This window comes from Pseudomonas sp. RA_5y_Pfl1_P24, assembly GCF_963970945.1.
Classification (GTDB): Bacteria; Pseudomonadota; Gammaproteobacteria; order Pseudomonadales; family Pseudomonadaceae; genus Aquipseudomonas; species Aquipseudomonas tritici.
Window position 1 is genome coordinate 21784 of sequence record NZ_CAXAOJ010000006.1, and the last position, 17510, is coordinate 39293.

The 17510-nt window shown below is 60.6% G+C and carries 16 protein-coding genes; 7 read left to right on the forward strand and 9 right to left on the reverse strand.

Annotation, left to right across the window (positions count from 1 at the left end; translation table 11 throughout):
• Positions 1 to 207: 207 nt before the first annotated feature.
• The gene (gene mtnA / locus AACY30_RS11125; RefSeq protein ID WP_339540309.1) at positions 208 to 1284 is read right to left on the reverse strand and encodes an S-methyl-5-thioribose-1-phosphate isomerase; all 1077 of its coding nucleotides are present in this window, start codon (positions 1282 to 1284) and stop codon (positions 208 to 210) included.
• Positions 1285 to 1392: 108 nt separating this feature from the next.
• Here mtnA and AACY30_RS11130 point away from each other — a divergent pair, with 108 nt between their 5' ends.
• From AACY30_RS11130 to AACY30_RS11145, 4 genes are all read left to right on the forward strand, one after another.
• Positions 1393 to 2724, forward strand: coding sequence for a TRZ/ATZ family hydrolase (locus AACY30_RS11130; protein WP_339414826.1), 1332 nt, complete (start codon positions 1393 to 1395; stop codon positions 2722 to 2724).
• A 64-nt stretch (positions 2725 to 2788) separates the two neighbouring features.
• The gene (gene ubiG / locus AACY30_RS11135; RefSeq protein ID WP_017734479.1) at positions 2789 to 3487 is read left to right on the forward strand and encodes a bifunctional 2-polyprenyl-6-hydroxyphenol methylase/3-demethylubiquinol 3-O-methyltransferase UbiG; all 699 of its coding nucleotides are present in this window, start codon (positions 2789 to 2791) and stop codon (positions 3485 to 3487) included.
• Between the two features lie 4 nt (positions 3488 to 3491).
• Positions 3492 to 4163: an N-acetylmuramic acid 6-phosphate phosphatase MupP gene (mupP, locus tag AACY30_RS11140; RefSeq protein ID WP_339428404.1), complete on the forward strand. Its 672-nt coding sequence runs from the start codon at positions 3492 to 3494 to the stop codon at positions 4161 to 4163.
• Between the two features lie 95 nt (positions 4164 to 4258).
• The gene (locus AACY30_RS11145) at positions 4259 to 4999 is read left to right on the forward strand and encodes a YciK family oxidoreductase (RefSeq protein WP_339540310.1); all 741 of its coding nucleotides are present in this window, start codon (positions 4259 to 4261) and stop codon (positions 4997 to 4999) included.
• Positions 5000 to 5075: 76 nt separating this feature from the next.
• Here AACY30_RS11145 and AACY30_RS11150 read toward each other — a convergent pair whose 3' ends face one another.
• Genes AACY30_RS11150 through AACY30_RS11175 form a run of 6 tightly spaced genes read right to left on the reverse strand, consistent with a single transcriptional unit; the run spans position 5076 to position 11239 of the window.
• A complete protein-coding gene (locus AACY30_RS11150; protein WP_339540311.1) occupies positions 5076 to 6590 on the reverse strand; it encodes an ABC transporter substrate-binding protein in 1515 nt (504 codons plus the stop codon).
• 35 nt (positions 6591 to 6625) lie between these two features.
• Positions 6626 to 7597, reverse strand: coding sequence for an ABC transporter ATP-binding protein (locus tag AACY30_RS11155; protein ID WP_339471908.1), 972 nt, complete (start codon positions 7595 to 7597; stop codon positions 6626 to 6628).
• The gene (locus AACY30_RS11160) at positions 7594 to 8550 is read right to left on the reverse strand and encodes an ABC transporter ATP-binding protein (RefSeq protein WP_339437160.1); all 957 of its coding nucleotides are present in this window, start codon (positions 8548 to 8550) and stop codon (positions 7594 to 7596) included. The genes AACY30_RS11155 and AACY30_RS11160 overlap by 4 nt, the downstream gene beginning before the upstream one ends.
• The gene (locus AACY30_RS11165) at positions 8547 to 9404 is read right to left on the reverse strand and encodes an ABC transporter permease (RefSeq protein ID WP_339456480.1); all 858 of its coding nucleotides are present in this window, start codon (positions 9402 to 9404) and stop codon (positions 8547 to 8549) included. Before AACY30_RS11165 ends, AACY30_RS11160 begins: the two co-directional genes overlap by 4 nt.
• Positions 9401 to 10348 carry an ABC transporter permease gene (locus AACY30_RS11170; protein ID WP_339540312.1) on the reverse strand — a complete coding sequence of 316 codons (948 nt, stop codon included), beginning with the start codon at positions 10346 to 10348 and terminating at the stop codon, positions 9401 to 9403. Before AACY30_RS11170 ends, AACY30_RS11165 begins: the two co-directional genes overlap by 4 nt.
• Before the next feature lie 3 nt (positions 10349 to 10351).
• Entirely contained in the window at positions 10352 to 11239 is an 888-nt protein-coding gene (locus AACY30_RS11175) for a proline iminopeptidase-family hydrolase (protein WP_339414834.1), read from the reverse strand.
• A gap of 184 nt (positions 11240 to 11423) precedes the next feature.
• Between AACY30_RS11175 and AACY30_RS11180 the strand changes: the two genes are divergently transcribed.
• Positions 11424 to 12188 (forward strand): LuxR family transcriptional regulator, encoded by a 765-nt coding sequence (locus tag AACY30_RS11180; RefSeq protein WP_339540313.1) that lies wholly within the window; start codon positions 11424 to 11426, stop codon positions 12186 to 12188.
• Positions 12189 to 12280: 92 nt separating this feature from the next.
• Complete coding sequence (locus AACY30_RS11185; RefSeq protein ID WP_339471914.1) at positions 12281 to 13213, forward strand: proline iminopeptidase-family hydrolase; 933 nt, start codon at positions 12281 to 12283, stop codon at positions 13211 to 13213.
• Between the two features lie 486 nt (positions 13214 to 13699).
• On the opposite strand, the gene AACY30_RS11190 is transcribed toward AACY30_RS11185, so the two are convergent.
• Positions 13700 to 15202, reverse strand: a complete 1503-nt coding sequence (locus AACY30_RS11190) for a nucleobase:cation symporter-2 family protein (RefSeq protein ID WP_339540314.1) — start codon at positions 15200 to 15202, stop codon at positions 13700 to 13702.
• Positions 15203 to 15360: 158 nt separating this feature from the next.
• Here AACY30_RS11190 and AACY30_RS11195 point away from each other — a divergent pair, with 158 nt between their 5' ends.
• A complete protein-coding gene (locus AACY30_RS11195) occupies positions 15361 to 16194 on the forward strand; it encodes a nucleoside-binding protein (protein ID WP_339540315.1) in 834 nt (277 codons plus the stop codon).
• A gap of 42 nt (positions 16195 to 16236) precedes the next feature.
• On the opposite strand, the gene punC is transcribed toward AACY30_RS11195, so the two are convergent.
• Positions 16237 to 17421, reverse strand: a complete 1185-nt coding sequence (gene punC, locus AACY30_RS11200; protein ID WP_339471921.1) for a purine nucleoside transporter PunC — start codon at positions 17419 to 17421, stop codon at positions 16237 to 16239.
• Positions 17422 to 17510: the final 89 nt, after the last annotated feature.

The window sequence follows — 17510 nt, forward strand, 5'->3', positions numbered from 1 at the left end:
GCATAGTAAGTTGACGGATGACAGGCTTGAGGGGGACGAGAGGGGCTCAGAAGTGGGGTGGTGCTATTTTTCGAGCGTGGATCCAAGGATTTTATTGACTTAAATGGCCAATCGCAGGCAAGCCAGCTCCCACACTTAGATCTGTGACCATTATCCAAGGTGGGAGCTGGCTTGCCTGCGATAGCAATCGGACAGGCGCCAAAGCCCTCAATGCAACCGCTTACGGCACATCAACTTGGCCAATTTGGCCGTATCCGGCCGCTCAACGACGCCTTTCTCGGTCACGATCACATCGATCAAATCAGCCGGCGTCACATCAAACACCGGGTTGTAAGCCGTCACATCGGCCGCGAAACGCTGACCCGCAACTTCCAGCAGCTCATCCGCATCACGCTCTTCCAGCGCAACGTCATCGCCAGTGGCCATCATCATGTCCAGCGTCGAACTCGGTGCCACCACCATGAAACGCACACCGTGGTGCATCGCACACACGGCCAGCTGGTAGGTGCCGATCTTGCCGATCACATCACCATTGGCGGCGATGCAGTCGGCACCGACGATTACCCAGGTCACGCCTTTGGTCTTCAGGATATGTGCACCGGCCGAGTCGGCATTCACCGTCACCGGGATGCCCTCGCCCGCCAGCTCCCAGGCGGTCAGGCGCGAGCCTTGCAGCCAGGGCCGGGTTTCATTGGCGTAAACCTGTTCGACCATGCCTTCCAGATAGGCCGCACGAATCACGCCAAGGGCCGTACCGACACCACCGGTCGCCAGGGCGCCAGCGTTGCCATGGGTGAGGATTGCCTGGGCATTGCCCTGGTGCTTGCGGATCAGCTCAACGCCCAGCTGGGCCATGGTCAGGTTGGCTTCACGGTCGCTTTCGTGGATCGCAATCGCCTCGGCTTCCAGCACCGCCAGCGGATCGGCGTGCTTCTTGACGCGGTCCAGGCGGTCGCGCATGCGCTTCAGTGCCCAGAACAGATTCGACGCGGTCGATCGGGTATCGGCTAACAATGCGTAGTCTTCTTCCCAGGCGGCCTGCCAATCACCGCCTTCGGCGATGCGCTCGCGGGCCGCCAGCACCAAGCCATACGCGGCACTGATACCAATAGCCGGCGCACCGCGTACCACCATCGAGCGAATGGCTGCAGCCACCTCATCGACCGTAACGCAGGCCACCCAGCTTTCCCGGGACGGCAAGGCACGCTGGTCGAGCAGGTACAGCGCGCCATCACGCCAATCGATGGCCTTCACTTTCTCCGCTGCCAACAGTCGATCGCGCATCCCTTACTCCGCACTCATGAACAAAGCCGCCGATTATAGCGATCCGCCAGCCAGGACGCTCGGGTATACTTCGCCCTTCTTTTATAGCTGCCTGGGAAGAAGCCTGCGATGACCGCCACTGCCGCCCCGCTCGACTTGTTGTTGCTGCCAACCTGGCTGGTACCTGTCGAACCTGCCGGCGTGGTGTTCAAGGAGCATGGTCTGGGCATCCGCGATGGGCGCATTGCCTTTATCGGGCCACGGGCCGCGGCCTTGAAGCTTTCGGCCGTTGAGGTGCGCGAACTGCCGGGCATGCTGCTCAGCCCCGGCCTGATCAACGCCCACGGGCATGCGGCGATGAGCCTGTTTCGCGGCCTGGCCGACGATTTGCCACTGATGACCTGGCTGGAAAAACACATCTGGCCCGCCGAAGCCAAGTGGGTCGATGAAGCCTTCGTACGTGATGGCACCGACCTGGCCATCGCCGAACAGCTCAAAGGTGGCATTACCTGCTTTTCCGACATGTACTTCTACCCCAAGGTCGCCAGTGACTGCGTGCACAACAGCGGCATGCGCGCGCAGATCGCGATTCCGATCCTCGACTTCCCGATCCCCGGCGCCAGCACCGCCGATGAGGCGATCCGCCAGGGTGTCGAGCTGTTCGGCGACCTCAAGCACCACCCACGCATCAAAATCACCTTCGGCCCGCACGCGCCCTACACGGTGTGCGACGACAACCTCGAAAAAATCCGGGTAATCGCCGAGGAGCTGGACGCCGCGATCCATATGCATGTTCACGAAACCGCCTTTGAAGTGCAGCAAGCGGTTGAGCAGACCGGCGAGCGCCCACTGGCACGCCTGGGTCGACTCGGCCTGCTGGGCCCGCGCTTCCAGGCCGTTCATATGACCCAAATCAGCGAGGACGACTTGGCTTTGCTGGTAGAAAGCAACACCAGCGTCATCCATTGCCCGGAATCGAACCTGAAACTGGCCAGCGGCTTTTGCCCGGTGGAGCGGTTGTGGCAGGCTGGCGTCAATGTGGCCATCGGCACCGATGGCGCCGCCAGCAACAATGACCTCGACTTGCTGGGCGAAACCCGCACCGCCGCGATGCTGGCCAAGGCCGTCGCCGGTTCAGCCACCGCGCTGGATGCCCACCGTGCCCTGCGCATGGCGACGCTCAATGGCGCGCGGGCCATGGGCCTGGAAAGCGAGATTGGCTCGCTGGAAGTGGGCAAGGCGGCGGATATGGTCGCCTTCGATCTGTCGGGGCTGGCGCAACAACCGATCTACGATCCGGTCTCACAACTTATATATGCCACCGGACGCGATTGTGTGAAACACCTTTGGGTCGCCGGCAAGCAGTTGCTCGACGACCGGCAATTGACCTGCATGGATGAACAACAGTTGACCGCCACGGCCATTGCCTGGGGCCAACGCATCAGCGGGCACAGCGAATAACGCCGGTTTTGAACCCTGACGTTCAGAAACGGCCAACCGATTTATCAGATTTAGAGGATTCACCATGAGCAACGTCGACCACGCCGAAATCGCCAAATTCGAAGCCCTGGCTCACCGCTGGTGGGACCGCGAGAGCGAGTTCAAACCCCTGCACGACATCAACCCGCTGCGCGTCAACTGGATTGACGAGCGCGTCAACCTGGCCGGCAAGAAGGTTCTGGATGTAGGTTGCGGCGGCGGCATCCTCAGCGAAGCCATGGCGCAGCGCGGCGCGACCGTGATGGGCATCGACATGGGCGAAGCCCCATTGGCCGTGGCCCAGTTGCACCAGCTGGAATCCGGCGTCAACGTCGAATACCGTCAGATCACCGCCGAAGACCTGGCCGAAGAAATGCCCGAGCAGTTCGACGTGGTCACCTGTCTCGAGATGCTCGAGCACGTGCCGGACCCGTCCTCGGTGATCCGTGCGTGCTTCCGTATGGTCAAGCCGGGCGGTCAGGTGTTTTTCTCCACCATCAACCGCAACCCCAAGGCCTACCTGTTCGCGATCATCGGCGCGGAATACATCATGAAGCTGCTGCCGCGCGGCACCCATGACTTCAAGAAATTCATCCGCCCGTCCGAGCTGGGTGCCTGGAGCCGCCAGGCCGGGCTGACCGTCAAGGACATCATCGGCCTGACCTACAACCCGCTGACCAAGCACTACAAGCTGGCCAGCGATGTTGATGTCAACTACATGATCCAGACCCTGCGCGAGGAGTAAGCCTGTGAAGTTGCGAGCGGTTCTCTTCGATATGGACGGTACCTTGCTGGACACCGCGCCGGACTTTATCGCCATCTGCCAGGCCATGCGCGCCGACCGCGGCCTGGCGCCGATCAACGACCAGCACATCCGCGATGAAATCTCCGGCGGTGCGCGGGCGATGGTCGCCGTGACCTTTTCCATGGACCCGGAATCCCCAGGTTTTGAAGAATTGCGCTTGGAGTTCCTCGAGCGCTACGTCAAGGGCTGCGCGATCCATAGCAAACTGTTCGATGGCATGGCCGAGTTGCTCGAAGACATCGAGAAGGCCCATCTGATCTGGGGCGTGGTCACCAACAAGCCGCTGCGCTTTGCCGAGCCGATCATGCAGCAACTGGGCCTGGCCGAGCGTTCGGCCCTGCTGATCTGCCCGGACCATGTGAAACACAGCAAGCCGGACCCGGAGCCGATGATCCTGGCGTGCAAGATGCTCGGCCTGGACCCGGCCAGCGTGTTGTTCGTGGGCGATGACCTGCGCGATATCGAATCCGGCCGTGATGCCGGCACCCGCACGGCGGCGGTCACTTACGGCTACATCCACCCGGACGACAACCCGCGTCATTGGGGCGCCGATGTCGTGGTGGATCACCCGCTGGAGCTGCGCAAGGTGCTGGATAACGCGCTGTGCAGTTGCTGATTGTTTGCCGCTCCTGCAAACACTGAAGCCAGCTCCCACAGGAATTGGATTCCACATTGAGAGCTGTATCACCTTGAATTCTGTCGAGGCTATTTATGTTTGATTACTCCGCACGTCCAGAACTGCTCAAAGGCCGGATAATCCTGGTGACCGGCGCCGGTCGCGGGATTGGCGCGGCGGCGGCAAAAACCTACGCCGCCCATGGCGCGACCGTGCTGCTGCTGGGCAAGACCGAGGCCAACCTGGCACAGGTCTACGACGAAATCGAAGCCGCGGGCCACCCGCAACCGGTGGTGATTCCGTTCAACCTGGAGACTGCCCTGCCCCATCAATACGATGAGCTGGCCGCGATGATCGAGAAAGAATTCGGCCACCTCGACGGCCTGCTGCACAACGCGTCGATCATCGGCCCACGCACGCCGATCGAGCAGTTGTCCGGTGAGAACTTCATGCGCGTGATGCACGTGAACGTCAACGCGATGTTCATGCTGACCAGCACCCTACTGCCGCTGCTGAAGCTGTCCCAGGATGCGGCGGTGGTGTTCACCTCCAGCAGCGTCGGGCGTAAAGGCCGGGCGTATTGGGGGGCTTACGGTGTGTCGAAGTTTGCCACTGAGGGCCTGATGCAGACCTTGGCCGACGAGCTCGAAGACGTGGCGGCGGTACGCGCTAACAGCATCAACCCGGGCGGTACGCGCACCAGCATGCGGGCACAGGCGTATCCGGGGGAAAACCCGTTGGAACGGCCTGCGCCGGAAGAGATCATGCCGGTGTATTTGTACCTGATGGGGCCGGACAGTGCGGGGATCAATGGGCAGGCGTTTGACGCGCAATAATATCTGACACAACACAGAACCAAATGTGGGAGCTGGCTTGCCTGCTCCCACATTTGCGTGCAGTGCTCTCTGGATCTTAGTTTTTCACCACTTCTTCGAGGGTGAAGCGGCCCAGCGGGTTTTGCAGGAAGTTGCTCACATTTTTGCGTGAGATGTTGATGTACGGGCTGTAGTACAAGTCGATCCAGTTCACGTCCTGTTTCGCCAGTTTCTGCAGTTCGACATACATCTGCTCACGCTTGGCCGGGTCGGCCTCGATCCGCGCGGCCGCCACCAACTCCTTGACCTTGTCGCTCTTGTAACGGGTCATGTAGTTCTGGTTGGTGTCATGGCCCAGTACGAAGGTGGTCTTCTGGTCCGGGTCGAGGATGTCGTTGGTCCAGTACATCACCGAAATATCGTATTCCCCGTCCACCAGCATCTGCCAGCTTTGGGTCGGGTCGACCTTTTGCAGGTTGGCGGTCACGCCGACCTTGGCCAACTGGTCCTTGATGATCACCGCAATCTGCTCGTCGGCTTCGTTGCCGGCGTTGACCACGTAGTTAAGCTTCAAGTCCTTGGCACCCGCAGCCTCCAGCAGCTTCTTGGCGGCCGTCGGGTCATACGGGCGTTGCAGGTTGTTGGCGTAGTGGAACAGCGAGCCCTTCGGGATGTATGAATAGGCCACGGTGCCTTGACCGTAAGTGGCGGCTTTCACCAGCGATTGTTTATCAATGGCCATGTCCAGCGCCTCGCGTACTTCCTGCTTGGCCAGCAGGCCGTGAGCGTGGTTGATCAACAGGTGATCTTCGCGGGTGGACGGGTCGGAGTGGATCACCACGTTCTTGTCTTTCTTCAGCTCTTCAACCCGCGAGAACGGTACGAAGATCGCTGTGTCCAGCTCGTCGTTCTGCACCATGCGCATGCGTGTATTGTCGTCGGTGACAGAGACCCACTCCACGCCATCGAGGCTGACGTTCTTGGCCTGCCAGAAGTTCGGGTTCTTTTTCAGGATGACGCGATCACCCTTACGCCACTCGTCTACGGTAAACGCGCCGGACGTCACCGGGTTTTCCGAGTAGGCGTCTTCACCCATTTTGGTCATGGCCTTTTCCGACAGGATCGACACCGTCGGCGACGCCAGTTGCGAGAGAAAAGCGACAGCCGGCGTCTTGAGGGTAACCACCAGGGTTTTCGGATCGGCCGCCTTGGCGGTGTTGATCAAGTTGAACGGATCAGCCCACAGCGAGGCTTTGTTGTCGCGGATACGCAACAGGCTGAACGCCGCATCCTCAGCGGTAATCGGCGAGCCATCCGAGAACTTCGCGTCGCGCAGCTTGAAGGTGTAGGTCAGGCCATCCTTGGAAATGTCCCAGCTTTCTGCCAACCCTGGCTCCATCTTGGTGCCCAGGTTATCGACGCGCACCAGGGTGTCGTAGACGTTGGCGAATACCCACGTGTCGCGGTTTTGCGCGCTTTTGATCGGGTCGAACGTGGTGCTGTCCTCACGGCAGCCGATGGTCAGGACGCCGGCGGCGTGAGCCAACCCAGCAGTCAGGGACCAAGCGGTCAACGTAGCGGCGGCGAGCAACTTCAAGTGGCGCGTTTGCATATCACAACTCCTTGTTAATGAATGGCAGGTAAGGGTCAAAGCAAAGGTTCTTCAAGCACGCAACTGTATCGATGCTCGTGCAGGAAATGCGTTGGCGGCAACACCTCGGAACACATGGCTCGAGCGTGCCGGCAACGCGGGTGAAAGGCGCAACCGGTAGGCAAATTCAGCGGGCTGGGTGGCTCACCCGGCAAGGGCTCCGTAGGCAACGGCCGATGCGGATCAATCTCTGGAATCGCCTGGATCAAGGCCGCCGTGTAAGGATGCCGTGGCGAAGTGAAGACCGCTTCCACCGGCCCTTCCTCGACAATCTTGCCCAGGTACATCACCGCCACGCGGTTGCACAGGCGCCGCACGATGGCCAGGTCATGGGCGATAAACAGGATCGCCAGGTTCATACGCTGTTGCAGTTCCAGCAGCAGGTTGATGATCTGGCCCTGGATCGACACATCCAGCGCCGCCACGCATTCATCGGCGATGATCAGCCGTGGCTCTACCGCCAATGCCCGGGCAATGCCGACGCGCTGGCATTGGCCGCCACTGAGGGAGCCGGGTCTGCGGCTGGCGAGTTCGGGGCGCAGCCCGACCAGGTCGAGCAGCTCGTTGACGCGAGCGGGGATCTGATCCGGCGCCACCTTGCGCTGCACGCGCAACACTTCGGCGATGGTTTCACCGATGGTGTGGCGTGGATTCAGTGCGGCGTACGGGTCCTGGAAGATCATCGCGGTTTCATGGCGCAGGCGAGTGATATCGATGGCGCTGCCGTGGGCCATGTCGATGCCGTCAAACAACACCTGTCCGGCGCTGATCGGGTTGAGGTGCAACACCGCCCGGCCCAAGGTGCTCTTGCCGCTGCCGGACTCGCCGACCAACCCCAAAGTTTCACCCGCTGCCAGGTTCAGCGACACGCCGTTCACCGCCCTCACCCACTGCTTGTTCAGGCCGAACAACCCCGTGCCGGACGCGGCAAACTTCACCTCAAGGTCCTTGATCTGCAACAGGCTCATGGGTGCGCTCCCAAAGGGTAATGACAGGCGACTCGCGCGCCTTCCGGCAGCACCTCGGTGCACAAGGCACCGACCTGCGGGCAACGCGGGTTGAACCGGCAGCCGGCGGGCAAGGCGTCCAGCAACGGCGGCTGCCCGGGAATCGTGCGCAGCAAGGCGTGGCCGCTGCTGTGGGCGGGCTGGCAGTCGATCAGGCCAGCGGTGTACGGGTGTTGCGGATGCGCCAGCAGCTCGTATTTGCTGCCGTGTTCGCACAGGCGCCCGGCGTACATCACGGCGATGGCGTCGCAGGTTTGCGCAACCACGCCGAGGTCGTGAGTGATCATGATGATCGACAGACCGCGTTTATCACGCAGCTCCAGCAGCAACCGCAGGATTTGCGCCTGCACCGTTACATCCAGGGCCGTGGTCGGCTCGTCGGCAATCAGCACTTTCGGGTTGCAGCCCAGCGCCACCGCGATCATCGCGCGCTGGCGCATGCCGCCGGAAAACTCGTGGGGGTAGTTGTCGACCCGCGCTTGCGGATCGGGGATGCCAACCTGGCGCAACACCTCGATGGCTTGCAGCCGCGCGTCTTTTTTTGACGCGCCTTGGTGCAGGCGAATGCCCTCGGCAATCTGCTCGCCGATACGCATCAGCGGGTCGAGGTGGCTGCTGGGGTTCTGGAAGATCATGCCCAGTTGACCGCCGCGCACGGCACGCATGCCGGCGTCATCGAGTGGCAGCAGATCCTGGCCGGCCAACCGAACCGCGCCACCTTGCACGCGCAGCGCAGGCGACGGCAACAGGCGCATCAGGCCGCGACACGCCATGGTCTTGCCTGAGCCACTCTCCCCGACCAGGCCGAGGATTTCACCTTCAGCCAGGTCGAAGGACACACGGTCGACCAGGGTTACATCACGCCCGGTATTGTTGGCAATCACGCTGAGGTCGCGTACTTGCAGCAGGCTCATGAGCGATCCCCCAGCACTTGCGCCACGCCATCAGCCAGCAAGCTGAAGCCCATGGCCAGCGTCACAATGGCCAGCCCCGGAAAGGTGCAGATCCACCAAGCGGTTGTGATAAAGGCTTGCCCCTCGGCCACCATCGTTCCCCATTCGGCGGTCGGCGGTTGCACGCCCAGGCCCAGGTAGCTCACAGCGGCGCCATTGAGCAGTACCAGCACCGCGTCAGACATGGAAAACACAATCGAGCCGAACATCGCATTCGGCAGCAGATGCCGGAACAGAATCCGCCCGTGACCAAAGCCCAGGCTCTTGGCGGCCAGGGCGAAGTCGCTTTCCTTGAGCACCAGGATCTGCGAGCGGATCAGCCGCGCGTAAGACACCCAACCCACCAGCGCCATGGCGATATAGAAGCTCTTCAAGCCCGGACCGAGGATGGCCATGATTGCCAGCATCAGCACCAGGAAGGGGAATGCCAGGATCACATCGATCAGGCGCATGCAGAAGCTGTCGAAACGCCCACCGATATAGCCTGAAACCGCGCCGACAAAGGTGCCGATCAGGAACGGGAAGATCACCCCAACGATCGCCAGTTGCAAATCGATGCGCGCGCCCCAGATCACCCTCGAAAGAATGTCTCGACCATAGTTGTCCGTGCCGAATGGATGGGCAAGGCTTGGGCCTAGCAGACTGAAGTCCGTGTTTTGCGCAATCGGGTCATAAGGCGCGATCCACGGCGCAAACAGCGCCAGCGCCAACCACAGCAGCAGAATCAACAAACCCCAGGCAGCGGTCAGCCGGCCGTTGCGAAAACCAAACCGCAGACGCAAACGCCATGGCGCAATCAAGGGGCGAGTGCTCATTGCATCTTCACCCGTGGGTCGAGGGCGACAGTGGCCACGTCAGCCAGGAAGTTGACCACCACGGTCGCGCACGCCAGCACCATGGCCACGCCCTGCACGACCATGTAGTCGCGCGTGAAGATCCCGCGCACCAGCAACTGGCCGATGCCGGGGATGGCAAACAGGCTTTCGATCACCACCGTGCCGCTGATCAACCAACCGATATTCACCGCCAGCAGGTTGACGGCCGGTACCAGGGAATTGGGCAGCACATGGCGGCGAAACACCGCAGCTTCCGACAACCCGCGCGCCCGGGCGGCGGTGACGTGGTCGGCTTGCAACTCCATCAACATGCTCGCCCGCAGGTTGCGCACCAGCACCGCCGACAGGGCCAGGGCGATCGTCAGGCACGGCAGAACCATGTGGTGCGCCTTGTCCAGCCAGGTCCGCCCGTAACCCGATACCGGAAACAGCCCCCACTGCACACTCAGCAACAAGATCAACATCAAGCCCAGCCAGAACGCCGGCATGCCCAGGCCGACCGTCGTGAACACGCGGATCAGCTTATCCGCCCAGCCACCTTTGTTACGCGCGGCCACGGTGGCCAGCGGCACCGCGATCAGCAGCGCCAGCACCACGCCGCCGAGCACCAGCACCAGCGTCGGCTCGATGCGCGTGACGATCAGCTTGAGCGCGTCGACCTTGTACAGCAGCGATTGACCGAGGTCGCCCTTGAGCAGGTTTTTCAGGAAGTAGAAATATTGCAGCCACACAGGTTGGTCGAGGCCGAACTGGGCGCGGATTTTCAGCAAGGCGTCGGGCGTGCTGCGCGAACCCAGCAGCGCGCGCGCCGGGTCGCCGGGGATCGAGCGCACCAGCACAAAGGTGATCAGGCTGATGCCAAACAGCACCGGCAGCAATTGCAGCGGCCGGGACAGCACAAAACGATAACGTGCCAGGTTCATCCGTCAGCCTCGGTGACGCGTGAGGAAGTCCAGCAAAACCGGGAAATACGCCTGGGGTTCCTCATAAAAGGGCATATGGCTGCTGTTGGGAAATACGTGCAATTCGGCGTGTTTGGCCGCCATCTTCATGCGCAGGGCGCAGGCCGGGGTGAGTTCGTCGTGCTGGCCGGTGGTGATCAGCATGGGCATCTTGAACGCGGCCATCTCAGGGATGCGGTTCCAATCCTTGAGGTTGCCGATATAGAGGAATTCGTTGGGGCCCTGCATGGTTTCGTAGGGGCCCATGTTCCAGTCGTCGAGGGAACGCTTGACCGGCGCGGGCCATTCGTCGAGACGGCACACGTGGCGATAGTTGAGCAAGGTGATCGCGGCCTGGTACTGCGGGTGGTCGAGGGTGCCCATGGCTTCATGGCGTTGCATCATCGCCACGGTTTCGCTGCCAAGGGCGCCGCGCAGGCGTTCCAGTTCCTGGGACAGGTGTGGAATGTCACCCACGGTGTTTTCGAGGATCAGGCTTTTCAGCACATCGGGGTAATGGATGGCGTATTCGATACCGAGCCAGCCGCCCCATGAATGCCCGAGCAAATGCACGCGGCCCAGGCCCAGTGCCTGGCGCACGGTTTCGACTTCTTCGACATAACGGCCGATTTCCCACAGCGAAACGTCGGTCGGTCTGGCTGATGCGCCCGTGCCAAGCTGGTCGAATGCAACCACTCGCAGGTTATGGTCTTTGAGCCAACCATGGGCGTCGCGCAAGTAGTCACACGGCAGGCCGGGCCCGCCGTTGAGGCACAACAGCACCTCATCGCCTTCGCCGAAGCTGTAGACCACGAGGTCATGGCCGTCGACTTGCACGTTGTACTGCTGGTCGGGGGCAATTTCACGCCACATCCATACATTCCTTGTGTTGTGTCGGCCTGGCAGGTAGCGGCCGTTTATCAGGCCAACACTACCGAGGATGCCGCGCGTCCATAACCTAGCATTTCTTATAGGTTTGGGCCTGGCAGTCCTTCGCCGGGGCGTGGCATTCTACTTGCAGCAAGTCGAGATTCAAATGAATTCGGGAGCAGAACGGATGCTGGCCAAGCTGACTGCCTTAAATCACCGCCTGATGCCGGGCAGGAGCCTGGATGAGCAGATGGACAACACATTCATCCTCGCCCAGCAGTTGGGTTTCGATGCACTGGTGTATGACTACACCCCGGTGCCAATCGACCAGGATGGTGCATTGATCACCCCCGCGGTGCTCGAACTGCGCAATACCCCGCCGGGCTGGCATAGCTTGTGGTGCAGCGAAGGGTTCTACCAGATCGACCCGGTGCAACACCTGGCCCTGAGTACGGTGTCGCCGTTTGTTTGGTCCTACGACATCAAGGCCGATACCCCTCTGCAAAAGATCATCGATCCCTGCCACGCCCCCGTTTCATCCTATCTGCACGACCAACAACTGACCTGCGGCGTCAGCGTGCCCATTCACCTGCCCCGTGGCGGCTTCGCCTCGCTGACCGGCCTGCGTACCGGTAAAGCCGGCAACGTCCTGCAGGATGCGCAGCAGACCTTGTCGGATTTCAGCCTGATTTCCCACGCCCTGCAGGAAGCGGCCTACCCGCTGTTCAGCAAAGAGCTGCGCACTTACCCGCATATCCACCTGACCAAACGTGAACGCGAGTGCCTCAAATGGGCCGCCGACGGCCTGACCGCCGCTGAAATCGCCACGCAATTGAGCCGTTCACTGGCGGTGGTCACCCTGCATCTGGCCTCGGCAATGCACAAGTTGGGGGCCAAGAATCGCGTACAGGCCGTGGTGCGCGCCACCCATTACCGCCTGTTGGAAGACTGACCCCCTCGGCAAAACCTAGCTGTTTTGCTAGTTACTTAAACTTCTTCCACGCTTTATCGTGTGCCTGATCATTTTTTCAGAGCAGGTACGAAATGGAATTCATCGAAAAAATCCGCGAAGGGTATGCGGCGTTTGGCGCCTACCAAACCTGGTTCCGCGTCACAGGTGACCTCTGCAGCGGCCGCACGCCCCTGGTGGTTATCCACGGCGGTCCCGGATGCACCCATGATTATGTTGATGCGTTCAAGGACGTCGCCGCCAGCGGCCACGCCGTGATCCATTACGACCAACTGGGCAACGGTCGCTCCACCCACCTGCCCGAAAAAAATCCGTCTTTCTGGACCGTGGGCCTGTTCCTGGAAGAACTGAACAACCTGCTGGATCATCTGCAAATCAGCGATAACTACGCGATCCTCGGCCAGTCCTGGGGCGGCATGCTTGGCAGTGAACACGCGATTTTGCAGCCTAAAGGCTTGCGTGCCTTCATCCCGGCCAACTCGCCGACGTGCATGCGCACCTGGGTCAGCGAAGCCAACCGCCTGCGCAAATTGTTGCCCGAAGGCGTGCATGAAACCCTGCTCAAGCATGAAGCCGCCGGCACCTACCATGACCCGGAATACCTCGCCGCCTCGCGAGTGTTCTATGACCATCACGTGTGCCGGGTCAACCCGTGGCCGGAAGAGGTGGCGCGCACGTTCGCCCAGGTCGACGCAGACCCGACGGTGTACCACGCGATGAGCGGCCCGACCGAGTTCCACGTGATCGGCAGCTTGAAGGACTGGAAATCCATTGGCCGCCTGTCGGCGATCAATGTACCCACTCTGGTCATTTCCGGTCGCCATGACGAGGCCACGCCGCTGGTGGTCAAACCGTTCCTGGATGAGATTGCCGATGTGCGCTGGGCGCTGTTTGAAGATTCCAGCCACATGCCCCATGTGGAAGAACGCCAGGCGTGCATGGGGACCGTGGTGAAGTTTTTGGATGAGGTGTGTTCAGCGCAGTACAAAGAACTCAAAGCTGGCTAAATCAATGTGGGAGCTGGCTTGCCTGCGATGACCATAGGTATCTACACATTTTTGAGGACTGTGTTAAACCAGGCGCTAGAGTTTTTTGGTCGGGGAACATATCCATTGCTGCGGTAACGGCCTCCTAGGGTTCCGCTCTTACAGCGGGTCACTTTTGGAAGGACCCAAAAGTAACCAAAAGGTCCTCGCCCCACCACTCGGCACCTCGCCCAGGCTCGGTGTGCCCGAACGCAGGCTTGAATCCGTGGGCCGCCGCAATGGGCCATCCTTGGCCCAGTGCGGCTAACCCGGCGTCCTGCCGTGTTACCCACGGATTCAAGCCTGCGTTCGGCCAGCGTGGTTGACGGGGCGCCTGAGATCAAAATCACAAGCCAGATCAAAAGCCAAAGCGGCATCGCCGCCAAATTTGGGTATCGACCAATATTTGTGTAGATACCTATGGTCATCGCAGGCAAGCCAGCTCCCACACTGCCCCCCTGTTCGGCGTCAGACCTCGGTGGTTTCTGTCTTCGGCGCTTTCCTCGCCACATCCGCCACCAACGGAATTTCTTTACCCTCGGCATCAAACAATTTGCCGCCCCTGAAATAATCCCCTTCACGCAGTGATGACACATCTCGGGCGCTCAAACTGCGGTCTGTGCCTGCCACAAACACCGACTGCTGGTCCGAGTTACCAGCGGTGAAGTGGTTGAACGCCAGGTTCAGCAGGATCGCCATGATCGCCGACGAGCTGATACCCGAGTGAAAGATGGTCGCGAACCCGCTGGGGAATTGATCGTAAAAACTGGGCGCTGCGATGGGGATCATGCCAAAACCGATGGAGGTGGCAACAATGATCAGGTTCATGTTGTTGCGGTAGTCCACCTTGGACAAGGTGCGGATACCACTCGCCGCCACGGTACCGAACAACACAATCCCCGCCCCGCCCAGTACGGATGTCGGCACCGCCGCAATCACCCGCCCCATGAACGGCAACAAGCCGAGAATCACCAGAAATAGCCCGCCCGTGGCCACTACAAAACGGCTCTTCACCCCGGTAACCGCGACCAGGCCGACGTTCTGGGCGAAGGCGCTCTGGGTGAACGAACCAAAGATCGGCGCGAACATACTCGACAACATATCGGCGCGCAGGCCGTTGCCCAAGCGTTTGGAATCGACCTTGGTGTCAATGATCTCACCCACCGCCAGGATATCCGCCGAGGTCTCGACCAGGGTCACCATCACCACGATGCACATGGAGATGATCGCGGCCACATGGAAGGTAGGCATGCCGAAATGGAATGGCGCAGGGAAACCGAACATCGGCCCCTGGGTCACGCCGGAGAAATCAGCCATGCCGAGGAACACCGCGATCACCGTACCGATCACCATTGCCAGTAGGATCGACAAACGTGAAATGGTAGCGCTGCCGATTTTGCTCAGCAGCAACACCAGCACCAGGGTCAATGCCGCCAGGCCGATATTGGGCATGCTGCCGAAATCCGCAGCGCGACTGTTGCCGCCCATGGCCCAGCGCGCCGCGACCGGCATCAGGGTCAGGCCGATGGTGGTGATCACAATGCCCGTGACCAACGGCGGGAAAAACTTGGTAATCCGAGAGAACACCGGGGTTATCAGCAACCCGATAAGCGACGCGGCCATCACCGCCCCGAGAATCGCCGGTATCCCGCCGGCGCCATCACTGCCGACAATCGCCACCATGGTCGCCACGCCAGCAAACGACACGCCCTGCACCAGAGGCAACTGACACCCAAAGAACGGCAGGCCCAAGGTCTGCAACAGCGTGGCCAGGCCACCGGCAAACAACGATGCGGCAATCAACAAGCCGATATCCGCCGGCGACAACCCGGCCGCCTGGCCGACGATCAACGGTACCGCGACGATGCCGCCGTACATGGTGAGTACATGTTGCAGGCCGTAAGCCATGTTGGCGGCGACGCCGAGATTCTCATCTTCTGGCCGCTGCGGTGACGCCTTCGGGTTAGTCATGGTGAGGGGCTCTCTGTTTTTGTTGTGCGGCCACTGTATGCAATGTACGGACTGGATGTCCATAGAGTTGTATACAATCACCCGGACAAGTTACCCTCCACCGGCGTTACAAAAACAATTCGGCCGTGATGAGCCAGAACGCCAAAGGACCCAGGACAATGAAAAAGGCATTACAGGGCGCCACCGTTGCACTCACCCTTCTCGGCGGCGGGGAGGCCGTCGCGGTGGAATGGATGAACAACAGCGTAGGGTTTCGCTACGGCCAGCAGTTCACCAATCCGAATAACCTCGACCAATTCAGCAAGCGCATCTACAGCTTCACCCACGCCAGTGGCTACCGATACGGCAGCAATTTCCTCAACCTCGATGTGTTCCTGTCCGACAGCCGCGACCCGCGCAAGGGCACTGATCATGGGGGGAGTGAGGTGTACGCGGTGTACCGCCACCAGCTGTACGCATCGCGGGTATTCGATGTGCCGCTGGGTACCGGCCCGGTCAAGGATTACGCGCTGACGTTGGGCTTCGATGCCAACCGCAACAACAACTTCGCTTCAGCAAAAAAACGCGCGCTGGTGATCGGCCCGACCTTGAAGTTCAACACCGTCGGTGTGCTGGACCTGAGCCTGATGTACTACAAGGAGAGGAACCACACCGGCATCCCCGGTGCACAGGAGTCGAACCACACCTTCGACGATACCTACATGCTCAACCTGACCTGGATGCGACCGTTCGAGATCGCCAATCACGCGGCGAAATTCCAGGGCTTTATCAATTATGTCGGGGAAAAAGGTGAGGACTACCACGGCCGCGACACCGCGCCCGAAGCCCTGATGCGCACGGCGCTGATGGTGGCGGTGCGACCGGGTAAGAATGTGAAGCCAAACCTGTATCTCGGGGTGGGTTACGAGTACTGGCATAACAAGTTCGGCGTGGACGGCGGCCGGGGTAGCCGCACATCGACGCCGACGGTGAATCTGGAAATCACCTTTTAATCGCTGAAGGAGTCCGATCAAGTGTGGGATCCGATTGTCACTTCAGGCTTGTGCCAGTGCCGAATTACCCTTTTTGGGCCGCGCCAACCAGTACCCCAACACCGCCAGCGGCGCGGTTGCCAGCATCACGATGGCGGTAATCAGGAGCGGCTGGTCGATCATCGATGACACGATCAAGCTGCCGAGAAAGCACAGACCCAGTTGCAGGGTGTTTTGCAGTGCCGCGGCTTTGCCGGAATTTTCCGCAAACGGCATCAGCGCATTCGCCACCACGATGGGGTAACTGGCACCGTTGACCAGGGCCATCAAGCAGAACGGCATCAGCAAGGTGGTCAGCGTCGGCACAGTCAAGGTGGCAACCAGGTACAGCGCCACCATGCTGATGCAATACGCCAGCAGCAACCATGGCAATAGCGTCTTGCCCTGAAAATGCTGCAGCGCGCTGCGGCAACTGTAGCCACCCACCAGAAACGCTAATGTGGGCAGCAGATAGCTCAGCCCGATGTCATTCGGGCTGTAGCCCATGTCGCCAAGGATGAAAGGCGAAGCCGTCAGCCAGGCGAAGAAGCTGGCCGAGCACGCGGCGAAGATCATGACGTTGCCGGTAAACACGCGAGAAGTCAGCAACTGCCCGTAGCCGAGGTGCGAAGGCTCGCTCTTCTCTGCCTGACGTTTCGGAGGGGTGCGCAGGAACAATGTCGGCAACAGCAACAACAGCGACACCCCCAGCAATACGCCGAAGATCGCCTGCCAGCCAAAGTGATTCAAAACCATTGCGCCCAACAGCGGCGCCAACGCCGGTGACAGCGACATCAGCGGCATGATGCTGGCGAACACGCGGTGAGCCTTGTCGGCCGGGTAGCGGTCGATCACCAGGGCCTGCCAACTCACGGCGGCGGAACACACGCCAATCGCCTGCATAAAGCGCAGCGCCAGCAATTGCGGCGCCGTCTCGACCCAGAACATGCCTGCGCAGCCCAGCACAAACAGGCTAAGGCCTGCGAGCAGGATCGGCTTGCGCCCCAACCGGTCCGACAGCGGCCCCCACAGCAACTGCCCCACCGCAAAGCCGGCGAGGAAAATACTCAAGCTGGCGCCCACTGCACCGGCGCCAATCTGCAACTGCTCGCCCATCGCGCCGAACGCTGGCAAATACATGTCCATGGCGAGATAACCGAGCATGCTCAGCCCCGCCAGATACCAAATGAAACCAAAAGAATTTTTCATTGAAGCCTTGTTAATCCTGCCATCAAACTATTTGCTGACTGGCACCCATTATGAAGCTGACAGTTTCTGTGTGAAGCGATAATAATTGG